10 protein-coding genes are annotated in these 16260 nt (G+C 70.5%); 5 read left to right on the forward strand and 5 right to left on the reverse strand.

The features are described from left to right. Positions 1–46 precede the first annotated feature (46 nt). The 3 genes from JGR64_RS00645 to JGR64_RS00655 all read right to left on the reverse strand — a co-directional run bounded on the left by JGR64_RS00645 (position 47) and on the right by JGR64_RS00655 (position 7274). Positions 47–2767: a hypothetical protein gene (locus tag JGR64_RS00645; protein WP_199374532.1), complete on the reverse strand. Its 2721-nt coding sequence runs from the start codon at positions 2765–2767 to the stop codon at positions 47–49. Positions 2768–2821: 54 nt separating this feature from the next. Next, complete coding sequence (locus tag JGR64_RS00650) at positions 2822–3301, reverse strand: hypothetical protein (RefSeq protein WP_200649750.1); 480 nt, start codon at positions 3299–3301, stop codon at positions 2822–2824. Between the two features lie 241 nt (positions 3302–3542). After that, the gene (locus tag JGR64_RS00655) at positions 3543–7274 is read right to left on the reverse strand and encodes an indolepyruvate ferredoxin oxidoreductase family protein (RefSeq protein WP_199374536.1); all 3732 of its coding nucleotides are present in this window, start codon (positions 7272–7274) and stop codon (positions 3543–3545) included. A 178-nt stretch (positions 7275–7452) separates the two neighbouring features. Here JGR64_RS00655 and JGR64_RS00660 point away from each other — a divergent pair, with 178 nt between their 5' ends. The 4 genes from JGR64_RS00660 (at position 7453) to JGR64_RS00675 (ending at position 12903) form a co-directional block, all read left to right on the forward strand. Next, positions 7453–9285: a GGDEF and EAL domain-containing protein gene (locus JGR64_RS00660; protein WP_199374538.1), complete on the forward strand. Its 1833-nt coding sequence runs from the start codon at positions 7453–7455 to the stop codon at positions 9283–9285. Between the two features lie 77 nt (positions 9286–9362). Then, entirely contained in the window at positions 9363–10004 is a 642-nt protein-coding gene (locus JGR64_RS00665) for a tetratricopeptide repeat protein (RefSeq protein ID WP_199374540.1), read from the forward strand. A gap of 57 nt (positions 10005–10061) precedes the next feature. Further along, on the forward strand, positions 10062–11786 hold the full coding sequence (ggt, locus tag JGR64_RS00670; RefSeq protein ID WP_199374541.1) for a gamma-glutamyltransferase: 1725 nt from the start codon (positions 10062–10064) through the stop codon (positions 11784–11786). A 91-nt stretch (positions 11787–11877) separates the two neighbouring features. Beyond that, positions 11878–12903, forward strand: a complete 1026-nt coding sequence (locus JGR64_RS00675) for a hypothetical protein (RefSeq protein ID WP_199374543.1) — start codon at positions 11878–11880, stop codon at positions 12901–12903. A 9-nt stretch (positions 12904–12912) separates the two neighbouring features. Here the strand turns inward: JGR64_RS00675 and JGR64_RS00680 are convergent, their stop codons facing one another. Both JGR64_RS00680 and JGR64_RS00685 read right to left on the reverse strand, forming a co-directional pair. Next, positions 12913–13701 carry an ankyrin repeat domain-containing protein gene (locus JGR64_RS00680; RefSeq protein ID WP_199374545.1) on the reverse strand — a complete coding sequence of 263 codons (789 nt, stop codon included), beginning with the start codon at positions 13699–13701 and terminating at the stop codon, positions 12913–12915. A gap of 43 nt (positions 13702–13744) precedes the next feature. Further along, positions 13745–15400, reverse strand: coding sequence for an Mbeg1-like protein (locus JGR64_RS00685; RefSeq protein ID WP_199374547.1), 1656 nt, complete (start codon positions 15398–15400; stop codon positions 13745–13747). 212 nt (positions 15401–15612) lie between these two features. On the opposite strand from JGR64_RS00685, the gene JGR64_RS00690 reads away from it, so the two are divergent. Continuing rightward, positions 15613–16248, forward strand: coding sequence for a ParA family protein (locus JGR64_RS00690; protein ID WP_199374549.1), 636 nt, complete (start codon positions 15613–15615; stop codon positions 16246–16248). Positions 16249–16260 lie beyond the last annotated feature (12 nt).

Consider the following 16260-nt stretch of genomic DNA (forward strand, 5'->3'; position numbering starts at 1 on the left):
CACCGCGGTGCCTGACTCGGGCACCGCGGTGGCTCAGTCTGCTTTCCTATTGCGTGGTCGAGTCGAAGCGTTCGCCGCTATCAATGGCGGCTTCGTTGCCGCGGCTGTGCGGGACGCCGACCATGACCGAACCGCTGCAGGCACCGCCTTTGGCATCGCTGGCGGTGTAGCGGACCTCATAAACGCGGCCGTCGCCGTTGCCGCGGCGTTCGGCGCGTACCGATGCCATGCTGCCGCCGATACCTGACGCATCTGGTGCCGTGCGATCGCCGCTCCCGTGGACAGGCTCGTCCTGCAGGATGGCGTCGATCACGAAGGCGAGCGCGTCGCCATCGGGATCTGTCGCGCCGGCCAGATCAGTGATCGACAACGCGTGGAGCTTCCCGTTCGGTGGCCACAGCAGGGTCTGCGCCGTCGAGGCCGGGCAGGTTGGGCCTTGGTTCGCGAGCACCGTGACCACCGTCGATGCGCTATTAAAGACCTCGGGCTGACCCACGCGCGTCGCCGTCAGCACCACCGTGCTGCTAGCCCCGTCCACTGCATCCGCCGGCGCGGACACAGTCACCCGCACCTCGGCCTCTTCGCCCGGAGCCAGTGCCAGCGAGGAAGGCTGCACCGAGGTGGTGAAACCGAGCTCGTCACTTGCGACCACGCTGTACGTGCCACGGGTGCCGTGGTTGGTCACGGAAAACGCGATCGTCTTCGTCGCGCCGGGGACGAGTTCCACTTGGCCGATGCCGTCAAGCTCGATGGCCAGCGGCTGGGCGCGGTACACCGTGGGGTACTCGCGGCGGTAGCCGAGGCTGCTGCTGTCCTCGCCGGTCGCTACGACGCGGAACGGTACCGCGGGGAGCTCGGCCTCGCCCAAAAAATGCGACGGGTCCGCGGTCGGGAATGACTGTACGAGGTCGAGCCCGCCGAGGGCGTTGCCAGCTTCGTCGACAAAGTGGAAAACAGCGTTCGCGTAGGGACCGGCCATGGTTGCTTCGACCAGGTCGGAGACGCCCGCCACCGGCTGCCCCGCGATTGGCCCGAAGCCACCGTGGATATCGCCGCCGGGCGCAACGAAGTCCACCCGCGCGAGGTCGATGGAACTGTTGCCCTGGACGGTCGCGGTGAACGGTCCATGGCCTTCAACCTCAACGCGCCACTCGCCCGATTCGGGCGCATCGATGCGCACCAGTGTGCCACCGGCCAGAGTGACAAGGTGCGCGTCCGGGTCGCTCGCCGACACCTGCGCCCCGGAAGGCCGGAACACGCGCAGCATGTGGCCGGCGGCAACATCGTTCTCGACCACGGTCACCGCCACCAGCAGGCCGGTCACGGTGGAATCCACTGGTGCGAAGATGTGCTCGCTGCCGCCGGTGCCTAGGTCGACGCGGCGCCGGACGATGGTGTTGAGGTCGCCCTCGAGCTGCGGGCGGATCACGGTGTACAGCAGCGGGATCTGCGACGGGAACACCCGGAACACCTGGCCGCCGGTCTCAGCGGCGCCGCGCACGTAGGCGGGGTCGATCGGCGAACAGCTGCCGGTCAGCCCGTAGTTGAGCTCGGTGCCCTTGGCTTGGGCGCGGGCGATAACCTGGTTCATCGCGCCCGAATCCTTTGCCGTAGCGTCGGTGAACAGGTAGATCCTCGAATCCGACGCCGCGGCATCGATCGCGTTGATCAGGGCGGATTGCGAGAGCTCCGGACAATCGCCGCCCCCCGCTGGCGAAAGCCCTGCGACCGCGCTGCGCAACGCGGCGGCGTCCTCGGTAACGAATGCGGAACCCACGTCGGGATCTCCGTAGCGCACCAGCAGGTAGTTGTCGGGGCTCAGCTCGGGGTTGGCGTCGACCTCGGTGACGATCTGGTTGATCGTGCCGACCACCCCGGTGATCGAGGACCCCATGCTGCCAGTGTCGTCGACGACGAAGCCCAGTGTGCCGCGCACATCGAGCAGCGCGGCTAGTGCGCGGTCGTTGCCAGCGAGGTCATCGAGGATCCCCTGCACGAACACCCGCGTCGCCTCGCGCGCCTGCGTGGCTGCCGCCGGGTGGTGCGGGTTCATCGGGACGTTGTTCTGCGCGGCGCCGGTTGCGTCGAGATCCTTGTTGATGCCGATGCAGGTGGGCCGGTAGTTGCCGTGGAAGCACTTGTTGGCGGGCAATTCGTCGACGTCGCAGCCGAAGTTTTCCCGCGAAAGCGTGAAACCGACGAAGTAGGCCGAGGTCAGGGTGCCGCCGCCGGCCGGGCCTAGTACGTTCGGGTTGGCCGGGCAGTTGACGCTAGCTGCGGCCGGGTTGGGCAGGGTGGTAGTACCTAGTGCGTGGTTGATGCCGGTATTGCCGCGCTCGACCCAGTTGGAGTGGCCATAGAAGTCTTGCAGCGTGTGCAGGGCTTGGCCTAGGCGCTCGCGCGCCTTCGTGCCGGCGCGCGTGTCGGCGGTGGCCAGCTCGATGACCTCTTGGCGCAGTGCCAGCAGTCGCTGGCTCGAGGCGCCGTACTGCTCGTTGGTGAAGTGCCGCTCGGGCTTGAACAACGCAGCCGAGCGGGTTGTGATCGAATCGACATCCTCGTTGGCGCTGGCGATCTGCTCCAGCGCCTTTTCGCTGAAGCCCTTTTCGCGGCCGTCAATCTCGGCGCGCAGCGGCGCGAGTTGGTCGCGGGTGATGCGGATGTGTACGGGTACGTCGAATGCTTGCGCCGACAGGCTTGCGGTGGAGATCGCCGCGGCGACCAGCATGGCCAGCGGCCGTTTTTTGTAACGGGTAATCCTGCTCATGTGCGTTCCTTGCATGTGGCTGGAAATTGCGTGGTGGGACAGCGATACCGGGGTTCACTCCCCGGGTGGTTCTGCACAGGCCTCTTGGCCGGTGCAAAGGAACGCTTCGGCCGCTTGACGCCGCTCGGCCGGCAGCGCGGGCAGGCGCCTGACCAATGCCGCGCGGATTCCGTCCAGGCGGGTCTCAAGCAGGGTGGGGTCTCCGGAGTGCAGCCAACCCCAGCCGAGGCCGGCCAGGTCGTCGCCGCGGATCAGCAGCTCCGCAGCCGCGGCATCGGCTTCATCGTTGAGGCCGAAGCGGTAGAGCAGCCCGAGGCCGTAGAGGCGCACGTCGGCATCCGCGTGTGTGAGCGCGCGGTGTGCGAGGGCCAGAGCGTCGTTATCGGCAAGCGTGGCAATGTGGTCGTCTGCCTCCTCCTCGAGCCATCGCGCGCCATCGCGGGCCTCGACGTGGGCGAAGAAGGCGTCTACCGCCGGAGTATCGGTGGCGTGGTTCGAGCAGGTGCCGGCGCCTAATGCCAGCGACAATGCCAAGGCAAACGCCAAAGCCGTGAGGACACGTTGCGTGGTCCGCGGTGGTAGCGGTCGATGATCATCCATGACGGTTCCCCAAGGGCAGCCTTGCCCGTCCCGAGTATTGCCCCCGCCGCGATCGCCGTCCACCAGGGGCGGTGCTAACGGCTCACTTGCCACAAAGGGGCGATGACCCGGGCCGCCCCCTCACCGGCGCGGCTGGCAAGCGCGCGAAAATGGCAGCAGCCGGACGATGTTTCGCTCAAGCCGCCTGCACGATCCGCAGCGGATTGGCCCATTCGCGCAGCAGCTCCGCCTCGCGTGCCTTGGCCTTTTCAAGGTGTGCGTGCTTGACGTGGCCGTAGCCGCGGATGTGCTCGGGGATCGAGGCGATCTCGGCGGCCAGCGCGATGTTGCCGCTGTCCAGGCCGTCGAGCAGCCCGCCGACGGTGCGCACGTAGTCGTCGATCAGGGCGCGTTCCATGCGCCGCTCGTCGGTGTAGCCGAACACGTCGAGCGCGGTGCCGCGAAGGCCGCGCAGCCTGGCCAGCACGCCGAACGCGGTCAGCATCCACGGGCCGAAGGCCTGCTTCTGCAGCTCGCCGTTTTCATTGCGCTTGGCCAGCAGCGGCGGCGCGAGGTGGAACTGGAGTTTGTAGTCGCCCTCGAACTGCTGCTCCAGGCGGCGCTTGAACTCGCCGCTGGTGTACAGGCGCGCCACTTCGTACTCGTCCTTGTAGGCCATGAGCTTGAAGAAGTAGCGGGCCACGGCCTCGCCGAGGTCGGTGGCGCCGGGCGCGCGCGCCTGTTCGGCGGCGCGGACCCTGGCCACGAAATCGGTGTAGCGGCGGGCGTACTTCGCGTTCTGGTACCCGGTGAGGAACGCGCTGCGGCGCGCGACCAGTTCGTCGAGCGAGCGCGAGAGGCGGGCGTCGTCGAGCGGCAGGTAGGCGACCTGGTCGGCGCCCGACGGCAGGTGGCGCAGGTCGTCTTCCTGGCGCGCCGGCTTGGGCGCGCTGGTGGCGCCCCATTCGTTGCCTTCCCAGTCGCCGGGCGGCAGCGCGTCGAGCACGTGCGGGGTGGCTTCGGCGGTGGTGCGCGCGTTGCGCACGACGCCGGCGGCGTCGTACACGGCGTCCGGATTGACGGCGGCCAGGCGGCCCCAGGCGAACGCGGTGCGGTTCATCTCGACCGCGGCACCGTTCAACTCCACCGCGCGCATCAGCGACTCGAACGACAGCGGCACCAGGCCGCGCTGCCAGGCGTAGCCCAGCATGAACAGGTTGCTGGCAATGGCGTCGCCCATCAGCGCGTTGGCGAGCTGGGTGGCGTCGACCATGTGCAGTGCGGCGTCGGCGGCGGCGGCGCCTTCGTCGGCGTCGCTACCGAGCGCCTGGCGCACGGCGCTGGCGATGTCGGCGGCCGGGAACTGCATGTCCGGGCGCGTGGTGAAGCTGCCCGGCATCGCCTCATGGCTGTTGAGCACCACCTGCGAACGGCCGGCGCGGATCTTCGACAGCGCCCAGTAGTCGTTGACCACCACCATGTCGCAGCCCAGCACCAGGTCGGCCTCGCCGGCGGCGATGCGCGAGGCGTGGATGTTGTCCGGCGCCTGCGCGATGCGGATGTGGGTGGTCACCGCGCCGCCCTTCTGGGCGAGCCCGGTCTGGTCGAGCACCGTGGAGCCACGGCCTTCCAGGTGCCCGGCCATGCCGATCAGCGCGCCGATGGTCACCACGCCCGTGCCGCCGACGCCGGTGATCAGGATGTTCCAGGGCTGCGCGAGGTCGCTGGCGAACACCGGCGCCGGCAGGTTGGCCAGCAGCTCCGCGGCGTTGACCTTGCGGCCCTTGCGCGGCTTGCCGCCGAGCACGGTGACGAAGCTCGGGCAGAAGCCCTCGACGCAGCTGTAGTCCTTGTTGCAGTTGGACTGGTCGATCTCGCGCTTGCGGCCGAACTCGGTTTCCTTGGGCAGCACCGAGACGCAGAACGACTTCTTGCCGCAGTCGCCGCAGCCCTCGCACACCAGGGTGTTCACGAACACGCGCTTCTGCGGGTCCACCAGCTTGCCGCGCTTGCGGCGGCGGCGCTTCTCGGTGGCGCAGGTCTGGTCGAAGATCAGCACGCTGGTGCCCTTCACTTCGCGCAGGCGCTTCTGCACGGCGTCGAGCTCGCGGCGGTCATGGAAGGTGACGCCGGCCGGGAAGATCGAGGGGTCGCTCCACTTCTCGATCTCGTCGGACAGCAGCGCGATCACCTCCACGCCTTCGCTCTTCACCTGGTGCGCGATCTGCGGCACCGACAGCGTGCCGTCCACCGGCTGCCCGCCGGTCATGGCCACGGCGTCGTTGTAGAGGATCTTGTAGGTGATGTTGACGCCGGTGGCGATCGACTGGCGGATGGCCAGCGTGCCGGAGTGGAAGTAGGTGCCGTCGCCGAGGTTCTGGAACACGTGCGGCGTTTCGGTGAACGGCGCCTGCCCCGACCAGGTGACGCCTTCGCCACCCATGTGGGTGAAGGTGTCGGTGCTGCGGTCCATCCACGTGACCATGTAATGGCAGCCGATGCCGGCCATCGCGCGCGAGCCCTCCGGCACCACGGTGGAGCTGTTGTGCGGGCAGCCGGAGCAGTAGTGCGGCACGCGCGGGAACTGCGCGCGCGGCAGCGCCAGCGCGCCTTCCTTCTCTTCCATCCAGCGCAGCACGTCGCGCATGTGTTCGGAATCATGGAAGCGCTGGATGCGGCGCGCGATCACCGCGGCGATCGTCGCCGGCGTGAGCTCGCCGGTGCTCGGCAGGATCCACTCGCCGGCCTCGTCGTACTTGCCGACGATGCTCGGCCGGCGGCCGCCGTCGAGGCCGAAGTCGAAGTTGTAGAACAGCTCCTTCATCTGGCTTTCGATGAAGGCGTGCTTCTCCTCCACCACCAGGATGTCCTCCAGGCCACGCGCGAACGCGCGGATGCCCACCGGCTCCAGCGGCCAGGTCATGCCGACCTTGTAGACGCGGATGCCGAGCTCCGCGCAGGCGCGTGCATCCAGGCCCAGGTATTCCAGCGCCTGCAGGACGTCGAGGTAGCTCTTGCCGGTGGTCACGATGCCCAGCCGCGCGGCGGACGAATCGATCACCACGCGGTCGATGCCGTTGGCGCGCGCGAACGCCTGCGCCGCCTTCACCGCGTAGCGGTGCAGGCGCATCTCCTGGTCCATCGGCGGATCCGGCCAGCGGATGTTGAGCCCGCCCGGCGGCAGCTCGAAATCATCGGGAACGATGATCTGGCGCGCGAACGGATCCACGTCCACCGACGCCGAGGATTCCACCGTCTCGGCGATCGTCTTGAAGCCGATCCAGCGGCCGGTGTAGCGGCTCATCGCCCAGCCCACCAGGCCCATGTCGAGGATGTCCTGCACGCCGGCGGGGTTGAGGATCGGCATCAGCGCGCTGCTGAACTCGCCCTCGGAGCCGTGCGGCAGGGTGGACGAGCGGCAGGCATGGTCGTCCGCGGCCAGCGCCAGCACGCCGCCGTGCTTCGAGGTGCCGGCGGCGTTGGCGTGCTTGAACACGTCGCCGGAGCGGTCCACGCCCGGGCCCTTGCCGTACCACATGCCGAACACGCCCTCGACCTTGGCACCCGGGAACAGGTTGGTCTGCTGCGTGCCCCAGACCATGGTGGCGCCGAGATCCTCGTTGAGGCCCGGCTGGAAGCGCACCTGCGCGGATTCCAGGTGCTTGCGCGCGCGCCACAGCTCCAGGTCGAAACCGCCCAGCGGGCTGCCGCGGTAGCCGGAAATGAACCCGGCGGTGTCCAGCCCGGCGGCCTGGTCGCGCAGGCGCTGCATCATCGGCAGGCGAACCAGGGCCTGGACCCCGGACAGATAAATACGCCCACTGGTGCGGGTGTACTTGTCCTCGAGGCCGTAGTCGTGGTCGGTCACGCCGTGGGTCAGGCCCAGGTTGGCGGACGCGGGCGAGGAAAGTTCGGCGGTGCTGGTCATGGCGGGCCCTGGGGGCTGGCGGCGGCGCGGCCGCAGGCGGGGAACGCGTCGGGACGCGCGGGTTGGAGCGGCGCGGATTCTAGCAGTGGGGCCAAATCGTGATGCAGCGTTAACAGTTGCGGGCGGACAGTGCTCCTCCGGTGCCGTGGTCCGGCACAGCGGAGCCCCGGGGGCAGGCATGGCCAGTGGCCAGGCAGTCGACTACCGGCAGGACAGCGGCGCATGGGCGCGCCGGTTCAACCACGCCCTGGTCTCGCTCGCGCGCCAGGTCTGGACCGAGCAGTGCAGCCTCGACAATGCGCTGGCGCAGATCTGCGAGGCCGCCGCCGCCACCCTTGATGTCGCCCGCGTCAACGTCTGGCGCCTGCATGCCCGCCAGGGCGTGCTGCGCTGCGTGCACGCCTACGACCGCGTCACCGGGGTGCACAACCCGCCGGGTTACGACGAAGCCTTCGACGCCGACTCCGAGTACGGCGCGCAGCTCGACACGGCGCGGGTGATCGATGCCGCCGACGTGCTGCGCGACGCGACGCTGTCGGCGTCCAACGCCGTGCTCGGCGAGTACCTCACGCGCCACGGCGTCGTCTCCCTGCTCGACGCGCCCATCCGCAGCGAGGGCGAACTGCTTGGCGTCGTGTGCCACGAGCACGTCGGAAAACCGCGCACCTGGAGCACCGAGGACGAGGCGTTCGCGGCCAGCATCGGCGACTTCGTGGCGATGGCCTACGAGATCCAGCGCCGCCGCGACGCCGAGCGCCGCCTGCGCTACCTGGAGCTGCACGACGCGCAGACCAACCTCCCCAACCGCGACCACCTGCTCGAGGTCGCGCACAGCGCACTGCGCCCGGCGCACGGCGAGGAGGCCAGCGTGGCCGCGATCCACGTGCAGGTGGAGCACGATGGCGCCAGCCGGCAGGACGCGCTGGTGGCCGCGGCGATGGCGCTGCGCGGCGGCCTCGGCAATGACGCCACGCTGGCGCGGGTGCGCGATGACGGCTTCGCGCTGGTGCCGCGCCGGCCGCTGCGCGAGTCCGAGGCGCTCGACTTGGCCGGCCGCTGCGTGTCGCTGGTCGAAGAGGCGGCCGGTGCCGGCGGCACCCGCGCGGCGGCCGGCATCGCGTTCTCGCGCGACCTGGCGTCGCCCTCGGCGGACATCCTGTTGCGCAACGCCGAACTCGCCAGCCAGCGCGCGCGCGCGCTCGGCATGCTCAACCGTTGCGAAGTGTTCGACGCCGGCCGCCACGGCGAACTGGTGGTGCGCATGCGCCTGGAACGCGCGCTGCGCGATGCCTATGAGCAGGGCCACCTGGACCTGCACTACCAGCCGGTCGTGGACCTGGCGGACGGCCGCATCCGCGGCGCCGAAGCGCTGCTGCGCTGGCGCGACGAGCGCGGTGGCTGGCGCCCCTGCAGCGAGTTCATCGACGTCGCCGAGCGCTCGGGCCTGATCGTCCGGCTCGGGCGCTGGGTGCTGCTGGAAGCCTGCATGGCCGCGGCGGCGTGGCCGGGGGCCGACCTGCAGGTGGCGGTGAATGTCTCGGCCCGGCAGTTCGAGCAGCCCGGGCTGGTGACCAGCGTGGCGCAGGCGCTGCAGGTGTCGGGGCTGGCGGCGGTGCGGCTGACGCTGGAGCTGACCGAAACCGTATTGCTTCACGACGCCGACGTCGCCAGCGAGACCCTGGCCCGGCTGCGGGCGCTGGGGGTGCGGATCGCGCTCGACGACTTCGGCACGGGCTATTCCTCGCTGGCGCGGCTGAAGCGCCTTCCGATCGACTGCCTGAAGATCGATCGCAGCTTCGTGGCCGGCCTGCCGGACGACCGCCGCGACCAGGCGATCGTGTGCGCGATCGTCGGCATCGCCCGCGAAATCGGCCTGGACGTTGTGGCCGAGGGCGTGGAGAACCAGGCGCAGGTCACCGCGCTGCTGGGCTGCGGGTTGACGCGTGGCCAGGGCTACCATTTCGGGGCTGCGATGCCGGACCTGATCCTGCGCGGGCATCTCGGCGGCTGAGACGTCGCTGGTCGGCCGCCGGGGCAGCCGTTACCATGCGCGCGGGGACACGGGGACCCCGTCAGAGGTTGCTGGCCATGAAATGCACCATCGGACGCCTGTCGGTCGCCATGCTGCTCGCGCTGCTGCCGATCGCGGTTTCGGCGCAGACGCTGCCCAAGCCGAAGGAATTCTATTTCGAGGACGATGCGCAGGTGACGCGACCGCTGGTGCTGCATGCCGGCAACGACGACGCCACCGTGCAGAAGCTGCTCGATGTCCGCAGCCGCAGCCGTGGCCGTCGCGAGGCCGATCTCGCTACCGCGCAGCTGGCCCACCTGTCGTATGCCGCCGGCAACACCGAAACCGGCGCCGCGCTCTATGCCCAGGCATTGGCGGCTGCCGGCCCCAGCCGCACCCGGCCCGCCGTGCACTGGAACCATGGCTGGGACCTGTACCGCGCCGGTGACCCCGCCGCGGCGCTGGAGCAGTGGCGCATGGCCGGCATGGAGCGCATGAAGGGACCGTCGTGGCTGCCGCCGACCGTGGCGCTGGCGCTGTGGTCGCTGGATCGGCGCGAAGAGGCGGTGCGCTGGTATGCCGCCGCGGTGCGCACCGAGCCGGGGCTCTGGCAGTCGCCGGACCTGGCGCGGCTGCTGCCGGACTGGCGCGACGAAGACCGCGCGCTGCTGGCCGAAGTGGCCGCGGCATGGCGCGCGGCGCCGCCCGCCTGGCCGTGACCGGAGACCGTTCCCGCCGCGCGACGTAGAGTGGCGGTTTCGCTCCCGGTGCGCCGCATGCTTCGTCCATTGTTCGTCTCGCTTGTCGCTGTCGGCCTGGTGCTGCCGGCCACCGCCGCCGACCGCGTCACCGGCCAGGCCTTCGCCACGCGCAGCGAGGTGTACGCGCCGCACGCGATGGCCGCCACCTCGCACCCGCTGGCCACGCAGGTCGCCCTCGACGTGATGAAGGCCGGCGGCTCCGCGGTGGACGCGGCGATCGCCGCCAACGCCGCGCTGGGGCTCATGGAGCCGACCGGCAACGGCATCGGCGGCGACCTGTTCGCCATCGTCTGGGATCCGAAGACGCGCAAGCTGCACGGCTACAACGGCTCCGGACGCTCGCCGAAGGCGCTCACCTTCGCCGAGTTCGAGCGCCGCGGCCTGAAGGACATCCCCCCGCACGGACCGCTGCCGGTGACGGTGCCCGGCACGGTCGATGGCTGGTTCGCGCTGCATGGCCGCTTCGGCAAGCGCACGATGGCCGAGAACCTCGCGCCCGCGATCCGCTACGCACGCGAAGGCCACCCGGTGCACGAGGTGATCGCGTACTACTGGGACCGCTCGGTGCCACGGCTGTCGAAGTGGCCGGGCTTCAGCGAACAGTTCACCGTCGCGGGTGCACCGGGCGAAGGCCGCCGCGCGCCGCGCACCGGCGAGACCTGGAAGAACCCCAACCTGGCCGACACGCTGCAGGCAATCGCCGACGGCGGCCGCGACGCGTTCTACAAGGGCGACATCGCGCGCACCATCGGTGCGTACTTCGCGGCCAACGACGGCTTCCTGGCCTACGGGGACCTCGCCGCGCACGTGGGCGAGTGGGTGGAGCCGGCATCCACCAACTACCGCGGCTACGACCTGTGGGAGCTGCCGCCCAACGGCCAGGGCATCGCCGCGCTGCAGATCCTCAACCTGCTGGAGCCGTACGATCTGAAGTCATACGGATTTGGCAGCCCCGAGCACGTGCACCTGTTCGTGGAAGCCAAGAAGCTCGCCTTCGCCGACCGCGCGCGCTGGTACGCCGATCCCGCGTTCCATCCGGCGCCGGTGGCGAAGCTCATCTCCAAGGACTACGCCCGCGAGCGCGGCAAGCTGATCTCGATGGAGCGCGCGCTGCGCGAGGTGCAGCCGGCCACGCCGGCCGAACTCGACGAAGGCGACACGATCTACATGACCGTCGCCGATGCCGACGGCATGATGGTGTCGCTGATCCAGTCGAACTACCGCGGCATGGGCAGCGGCATGGCGCCGCCGGGGCTGGGCTTCATCCTGCAGGACCGCGGCGAGCAGTTCGTGCTGGGTGACGCCACGCATCCCAATGCCTACGCGCCGGGCAAGCGCCCGTTCAACACCATCATTCCCGCGTTCGTGACGAAGGATGGCAAGCCGTGGCTGTCGTTCGGCGTGATGGGCGGCGCGATGCAGCCGCAGGGGCATGCGCAGATCCTGATCAACATGATCGACTTCGGCATGAACCTGCAGGAGGCCGGTGACGCGCCGCGTATCCAGCACGACGGCAGCACCGAGCCGACCGGGCAGGCGACGGTGATGAGCGACGGCGGCGAAGTGGATCTCGAGACCGGCTTTCCGTATGCGACCGTGCGCGAACTGATGCGCAAGGGCCACAGCGTGCGCTTCGCAGACGGCCCCTACGGCGGCTACCAGGCGATCATGGTCAATCCGCACGGCGGCTGGATCGGCGCCAGCGAATCACGCAAAGACGGGCAGGCCGCCGGCTACTGAACGCGCGTTGCGTCGCCTTGCCGGCACTCGCGCGGGCACTGCGCGGGCGCCGGTATGCTGCGGACCATCGATCCCGCTGATGGAGCCGCGCATGCGCATCCGACTTCTGTTGCCCGTCCTGCTGTCCACGGCGCTCGCCGTCCCGGCCTTCGCGCAGTCACCGGCGCCAGGGCAGCCGAGCGAACAGGAGATGCAGCGTGCGCAGCAGGGCGCGGAGGCGTGGCAGGCCTACCTGCGGCGTGTGGCGAAGGCGGTGGGGCGCTCCGACGGCGCGCGCGACCTCGCGCTGGCGGCGCTGCTGGAAGCACAGGCGCGCCCGCACGACGCGGCCAACGAAAGCGGCCTGGATCCGGAGCGCTGGCACGCGGAAGCCGCCGCCAAGGGCGCGGGTGACCTGATCACCCAGCAGCTGCTGTTGGCCGCGGCGATGGTCGGCGACGACCAGGCGCTCGGCAACGCCGCTGCGCGCCGCTGGCAGGCGCTGTCACCAGGCAACCTGGCGCCGCTGATGCACCTGGGCCTGGACATGGACGCGCTGCTGGATGCCGCGACGCGCGCCAGCCGCAACGCGCCCGAGCCGTATCCGTTGCAGCGCTGGGCGGCTGGCGTGATGCGCCGCCATGCGCCGACCGCTGCCGAGTGGGCGGCGTTCGGCGAAGGCGCGAAGCCCTCGGCCGACGTCAATGCGGCGGTGTGGTCGTCTTCGCTCTCCGTGCTGCTGCCGGATTACCAGCCGGTGCTGCGCGCCTGCGCCGGCCGTGCGCCGGGCGCGGCTGCCCGCGCCGACGCCTGCCGGCACATCGCCGGCCTGCTGCTGGCGGGTCCGCAGACGGTGCTCGACGAACGCATCGGCCTGTCGCTTGCGCGCGCGCTGGCGGCCAGCCCGGCCGAAATCGCCACGCTCGATGCGCGCCGCCGCGGCGTGGACTGGCGCCGGGAACAGATGGCGGAGCTTGCGAAGCAGGACGACGGCCCCGGTGGCGCGGCCGCGTTCGCGCGGCTGCTCGCCGACACGTCGGTGACGAGCGAAGACACCATGGCGCGGCGAATGCTGGCCGAAGCAGGCGTTCCCGCCGAACCGCCGGCGAGCTGGCAGGCGCCCTGGCAGCGACGCTGACGCGCGCGGTCAGCCGCGCGGCTTGACCGCGACGCCCTTGGCGCCCAGCCAGGCGTCGATCTTCTCCAGGTCGCGGCGGGTGGCGACGTCGAGCAGCTTCGGGTCGCCGCTGTACAGATAGTCCTGGAACGTCGCGCCGGTGCGGTCGGTGGCGCGCGGATCCGCGCCGCCCTCGAGGAAGCGCAGCACCGCGCCGGAATCCTTCACCAGTGCCGCCTGGTGCAGCGGCGTGGTGCCGTTGCGGTCGGCCACGTCCAGCCGCGCGCCGGCGCCCAGCAGCACGCGGATGTTGTCTTCGCTGCCGGCGCGCAGGGCGTCGAACAGCGGCGTGGCGCCGGTGACGGTGTTGGGCGTATCCGGCGACATGCCGTGCTCCAGCAGCGCTTCCAGCCAGCCCGGGGTCTTGCCCATCGCCGCCAGGTGCAGCGCGGTGCGCCCGTCCTGGTCGCCGCGTGCGGGGTCGGCGCCGAGCGCGAGCAGCAGGCGCACCGCGCCGCGGTCGCCGCGCTTCATCGCCCACTGCAGCAGCGGCTGGCCGTTGTCGTCGACCGCGTCGGGGTTGGCGCCGGCGGCGAGCAACTGGCGCGCGAGCGCTTCGTCGTCGCGCAGCACGGCGTCGGCGAACTGCGCGTTGCCGGGATTGGCGAAGGACTTGCCTGGGTTCACGTCTGTCCCTTGCCGGGCACAGCCGGCGGTGGAGGCGAGCATCAGCGACATGGCCAGCAGCACGCGCATGCCGCGCGGCGCCTTCCATGGGGAAGGCACCTGCGGTGCGTGCGTGCGGGGAGTGTCGGACATGCGGACCACGGTACTACGGCGGGGTCGCACCCTGTCTACCGGATCAGAACCACTTCAGCGGGTTGAGCTTGTCGCTCACCCACTGCGCGCCGTCGGTGACGGCCTGGCCGACGTCGCCGGCCACGTCGGCGATGACCTCGACGCCGTCGCCGACCACGTCGGTCACGGTGTCGACCACGTCACCGACCGTGTCGGCGACATCGCTCACCACTTTGCCGGTGCCTTCCACGAAGCCGGCCACGGCGTCGAGCGGCGCGTCGAGGCCGGTGGCGTCACCGATATCGCGCAGCAGGCCGCCGCCGGCATTGGCGAGGTTCTGCACGGTGTCGCCAGCCAGGCCCAGCGCGCCGTCGGCCAGGTCGCCGACGCTGTCGACGGCGAAGTCGAGCACGTCACCAACGACTTCAAGACTGCCTTCGACCAGCCTGCCCTCGGCGAACGCGCCGTTGCCGGTGCTCACGAAGCCATCGACCATCTCGCTGCCGTTGCTCCACAGGTCGCCGACCACGTTCTCGCCCTGGCGGATGACGCTGCCGAGCTGGTTGAGGCTGTACTCGCCGATGCGCTCCACCCCGTCGCGGAGGATGTTGCCGCCCACGCCGATGGTGGTGTCGAGGACGTCGCCGCCGGCATCGAGCAGTTTGTCGGCGGCCCAGCCGATCGCCGGGTCGCCGGTCGCGGTGAAGAACCGGTTGGCGAGATCGCCGAGGCCGTCGAGGCCCTGGTTGACCAGGCTGCCGGCCTGTTCGGACAGGCTCGGGCGGGTGGCCGGGTCGTAGGCGGTGTTCTGCTGCAGGGCGTCGACGTAGGAGGCGCCATCGCCGCCACCGCCGTGCAGCCCGACCAGGTCGACCACCCCGGCCGGCGGGTCGACGCGCAGCTCATGGCCGACCGCGTTGGGCGGCGACATGCCGAGGATCGGGATGATGGGCAGGTCCTGCTGCGCGCCGTTCAGCGGATCGCCGTTGACGATGTAGCGGCGCAGCTGGCCGCTGTCGGCGGCATCTTGGCGCACCGCGTTGGGGTTGAAGCCCAGCGATTCGAGGGTCTGGTCGCTGAGGCCGGCAGCGTTGAAGGTCACGCCGGCGGTGCCGGTGGCGAGGGCCGCGGCGCTCGCCAGGCCGCCGCCGAGCGAGTGCCCGGTGAACACCACGTTGCCCTCGCCGAAGGCGCGCAGCGCGGCCTCGCCCAGGGCCACGGCGTCCTTGTACTGGCCGGTCTCGAAGCCGAGGCCCTGCAGGCCGTTGTCGTCGGCGTCGCCGGAGGGCGACAGGCCCCAGTCGTCGGTGCCGCGGTAGGCGACCACGTACTCGCCCTGCGCGTTCTGGTAGATCGCGGCGTCGAAGCCCTCGGAGGTGCTGAGCAACGCCGGGTCGATCGGGATCTCGTTGCCCTGCGCGTCGACCAGCGAGGTGCCGTCGGCGCTCGGCTCGAGCCGCGTCCAGCCCGCCTCGGCGAGCGCTGCTTCCGTCTTCGGGTTGTCGGCCGCGTAGACGTCGTTGGCCATCATCGCCAGCTGCAGGTCGGTCTCCGGCTGCGGCGTGGTGCCGCGTACGTCTGCGGCGAAGCTGCCGTCACCCTTCGGGTAGCTGTCGGCCACCTTCTGCAGCTGCGGCGGTGCCAGCAGGCCGGCGGCGAGGCGGTCGTCGAAGCGCAACGGCTGGAGGTAGGACTGCTGGCTGGCGACGTCGAGGCTCATGGCCGACTCCCTGGATCGATGCCACGAGACTAGCCACCGGGCGTACAGGCGCCAGCTGGGAGTGACCCTAGAGCGTCGCTCCGCGAGCAGCCGCCCGCGGCCCGGCGCCCGCGTGCGGCACCGGCTTCGCGTCCGATGATTGCGCGTGCGCCAAGCCGGGTCCGCCGGTGTACCCTCGACGTCCGACTTGGCGGAACGTGACCGGGGTACGGATGAAGACGGTGCTGGTGGCGAGTTCCAAGGGCGGCGTGGGCAAGACCACGATCGCCTCCCATCTCGCCGCGCACGCGGCGCTGTCCGGCCAGCGGACCGTGATCATCGATGCCGACCCGCAGCGCTCGTCCACGCGCTGGGCGGAGCGCCGCGTTGGCCTGGACAGCGCCGTGCTGCCGGTCGCCGGCGCCAGCCGCCAGCGCGCGGCCTGGAACTCGCTGCCCGCCGACACCCAGCGCGTGGTGATCGACGCGCCCGCCGGTGCCATGGCCGGCGACCTCGAGAACTGGCTGGAGCATGTCGACTCCGTGGTGGTGCCGGTGCTGCCGTCGGCGCTCGACCTGGACGCCACGGTGCCGTTCCTGGATTCGCTTGCCAGGCACCCGCGCGTCCGCCGCGGGCAGCTGCGCGTCGGTCTGGTGGCCAACAAGCTGAAGCCCTGGACCAACGCCTCGCAGGCGATGCTCGACCTGCTCGGGCAGTGGCCGTACCCGGTGGTCGCCAGCCTGCGCGACAGCCAGGCCTACGTGATGCTGGTCGGCCTGGGCAAGAGCCTGTTCGACTACCACTCCGCCCAGGTGCGTGATCACCAGGAGGATTGGGATCCGTTGCTGAAATGGGTGCGCAAGGCCTGAACCGGGCACCGC

It is taken from the genome of Luteimonas sp. MC1572, assembly GCF_016615815.1.
Classification (GTDB): Bacteria; Pseudomonadota; Gammaproteobacteria; order Xanthomonadales; family Xanthomonadaceae; genus Luteimonas.

Coding starts and splice junctions, on each gene's coding strand:
- JGR64_RS00690 (WP_199374549.1), top strand. CDS start 15,613: ATGAAGACGGTGCTGGTGGCGAGTTCCAAGGGCGGCGTGGGCAAGACC.
- ggt (WP_199374541.1), top strand. CDS start 10,062: ATGCTTCGTCCATTGTTCGTCTCGCTTGTCGCTGTCGGCCTGGTGCTG.
- JGR64_RS00675 (WP_199374543.1), top strand. CDS start 11,878: ATGCGCATCCGACTTCTGTTGCCCGTCCTGCTGTCCACGGCGCTCGCC.
- JGR64_RS00665 (WP_199374540.1), top strand. CDS start 9,363: ATGAAATGCACCATCGGACGCCTGTCGGTCGCCATGCTGCTCGCGCTG.
- JGR64_RS00655 (WP_199374536.1), bottom strand. CDS start 7,274: ATGACCAGCACCGCCGAACTTTCCTCGCCCGCGTCCGCCAACCTGGGC.
- JGR64_RS00680 (WP_199374545.1), bottom strand. CDS start 13,701: ATGTCCGACACTCCCCGCACGCACGCACCGCAGGTGCCTTCCCCATGG.
- JGR64_RS00685 (WP_199374547.1), bottom strand. CDS start 15,400: ATGAGCCTCGACGTCGCCAGCCAGCAGTCCTACCTCCAGCCGTTGCGC.
- JGR64_RS00660 (WP_199374538.1), top strand. CDS start 7,453: ATGGCCAGTGGCCAGGCAGTCGACTACCGGCAGGACAGCGGCGCATGG.
- JGR64_RS00645 (WP_199374532.1), bottom strand. CDS start 2,767: ATGAGCAGGATTACCCGTTACAAAAAACGGCCGCTGGCCATGCTGGTC.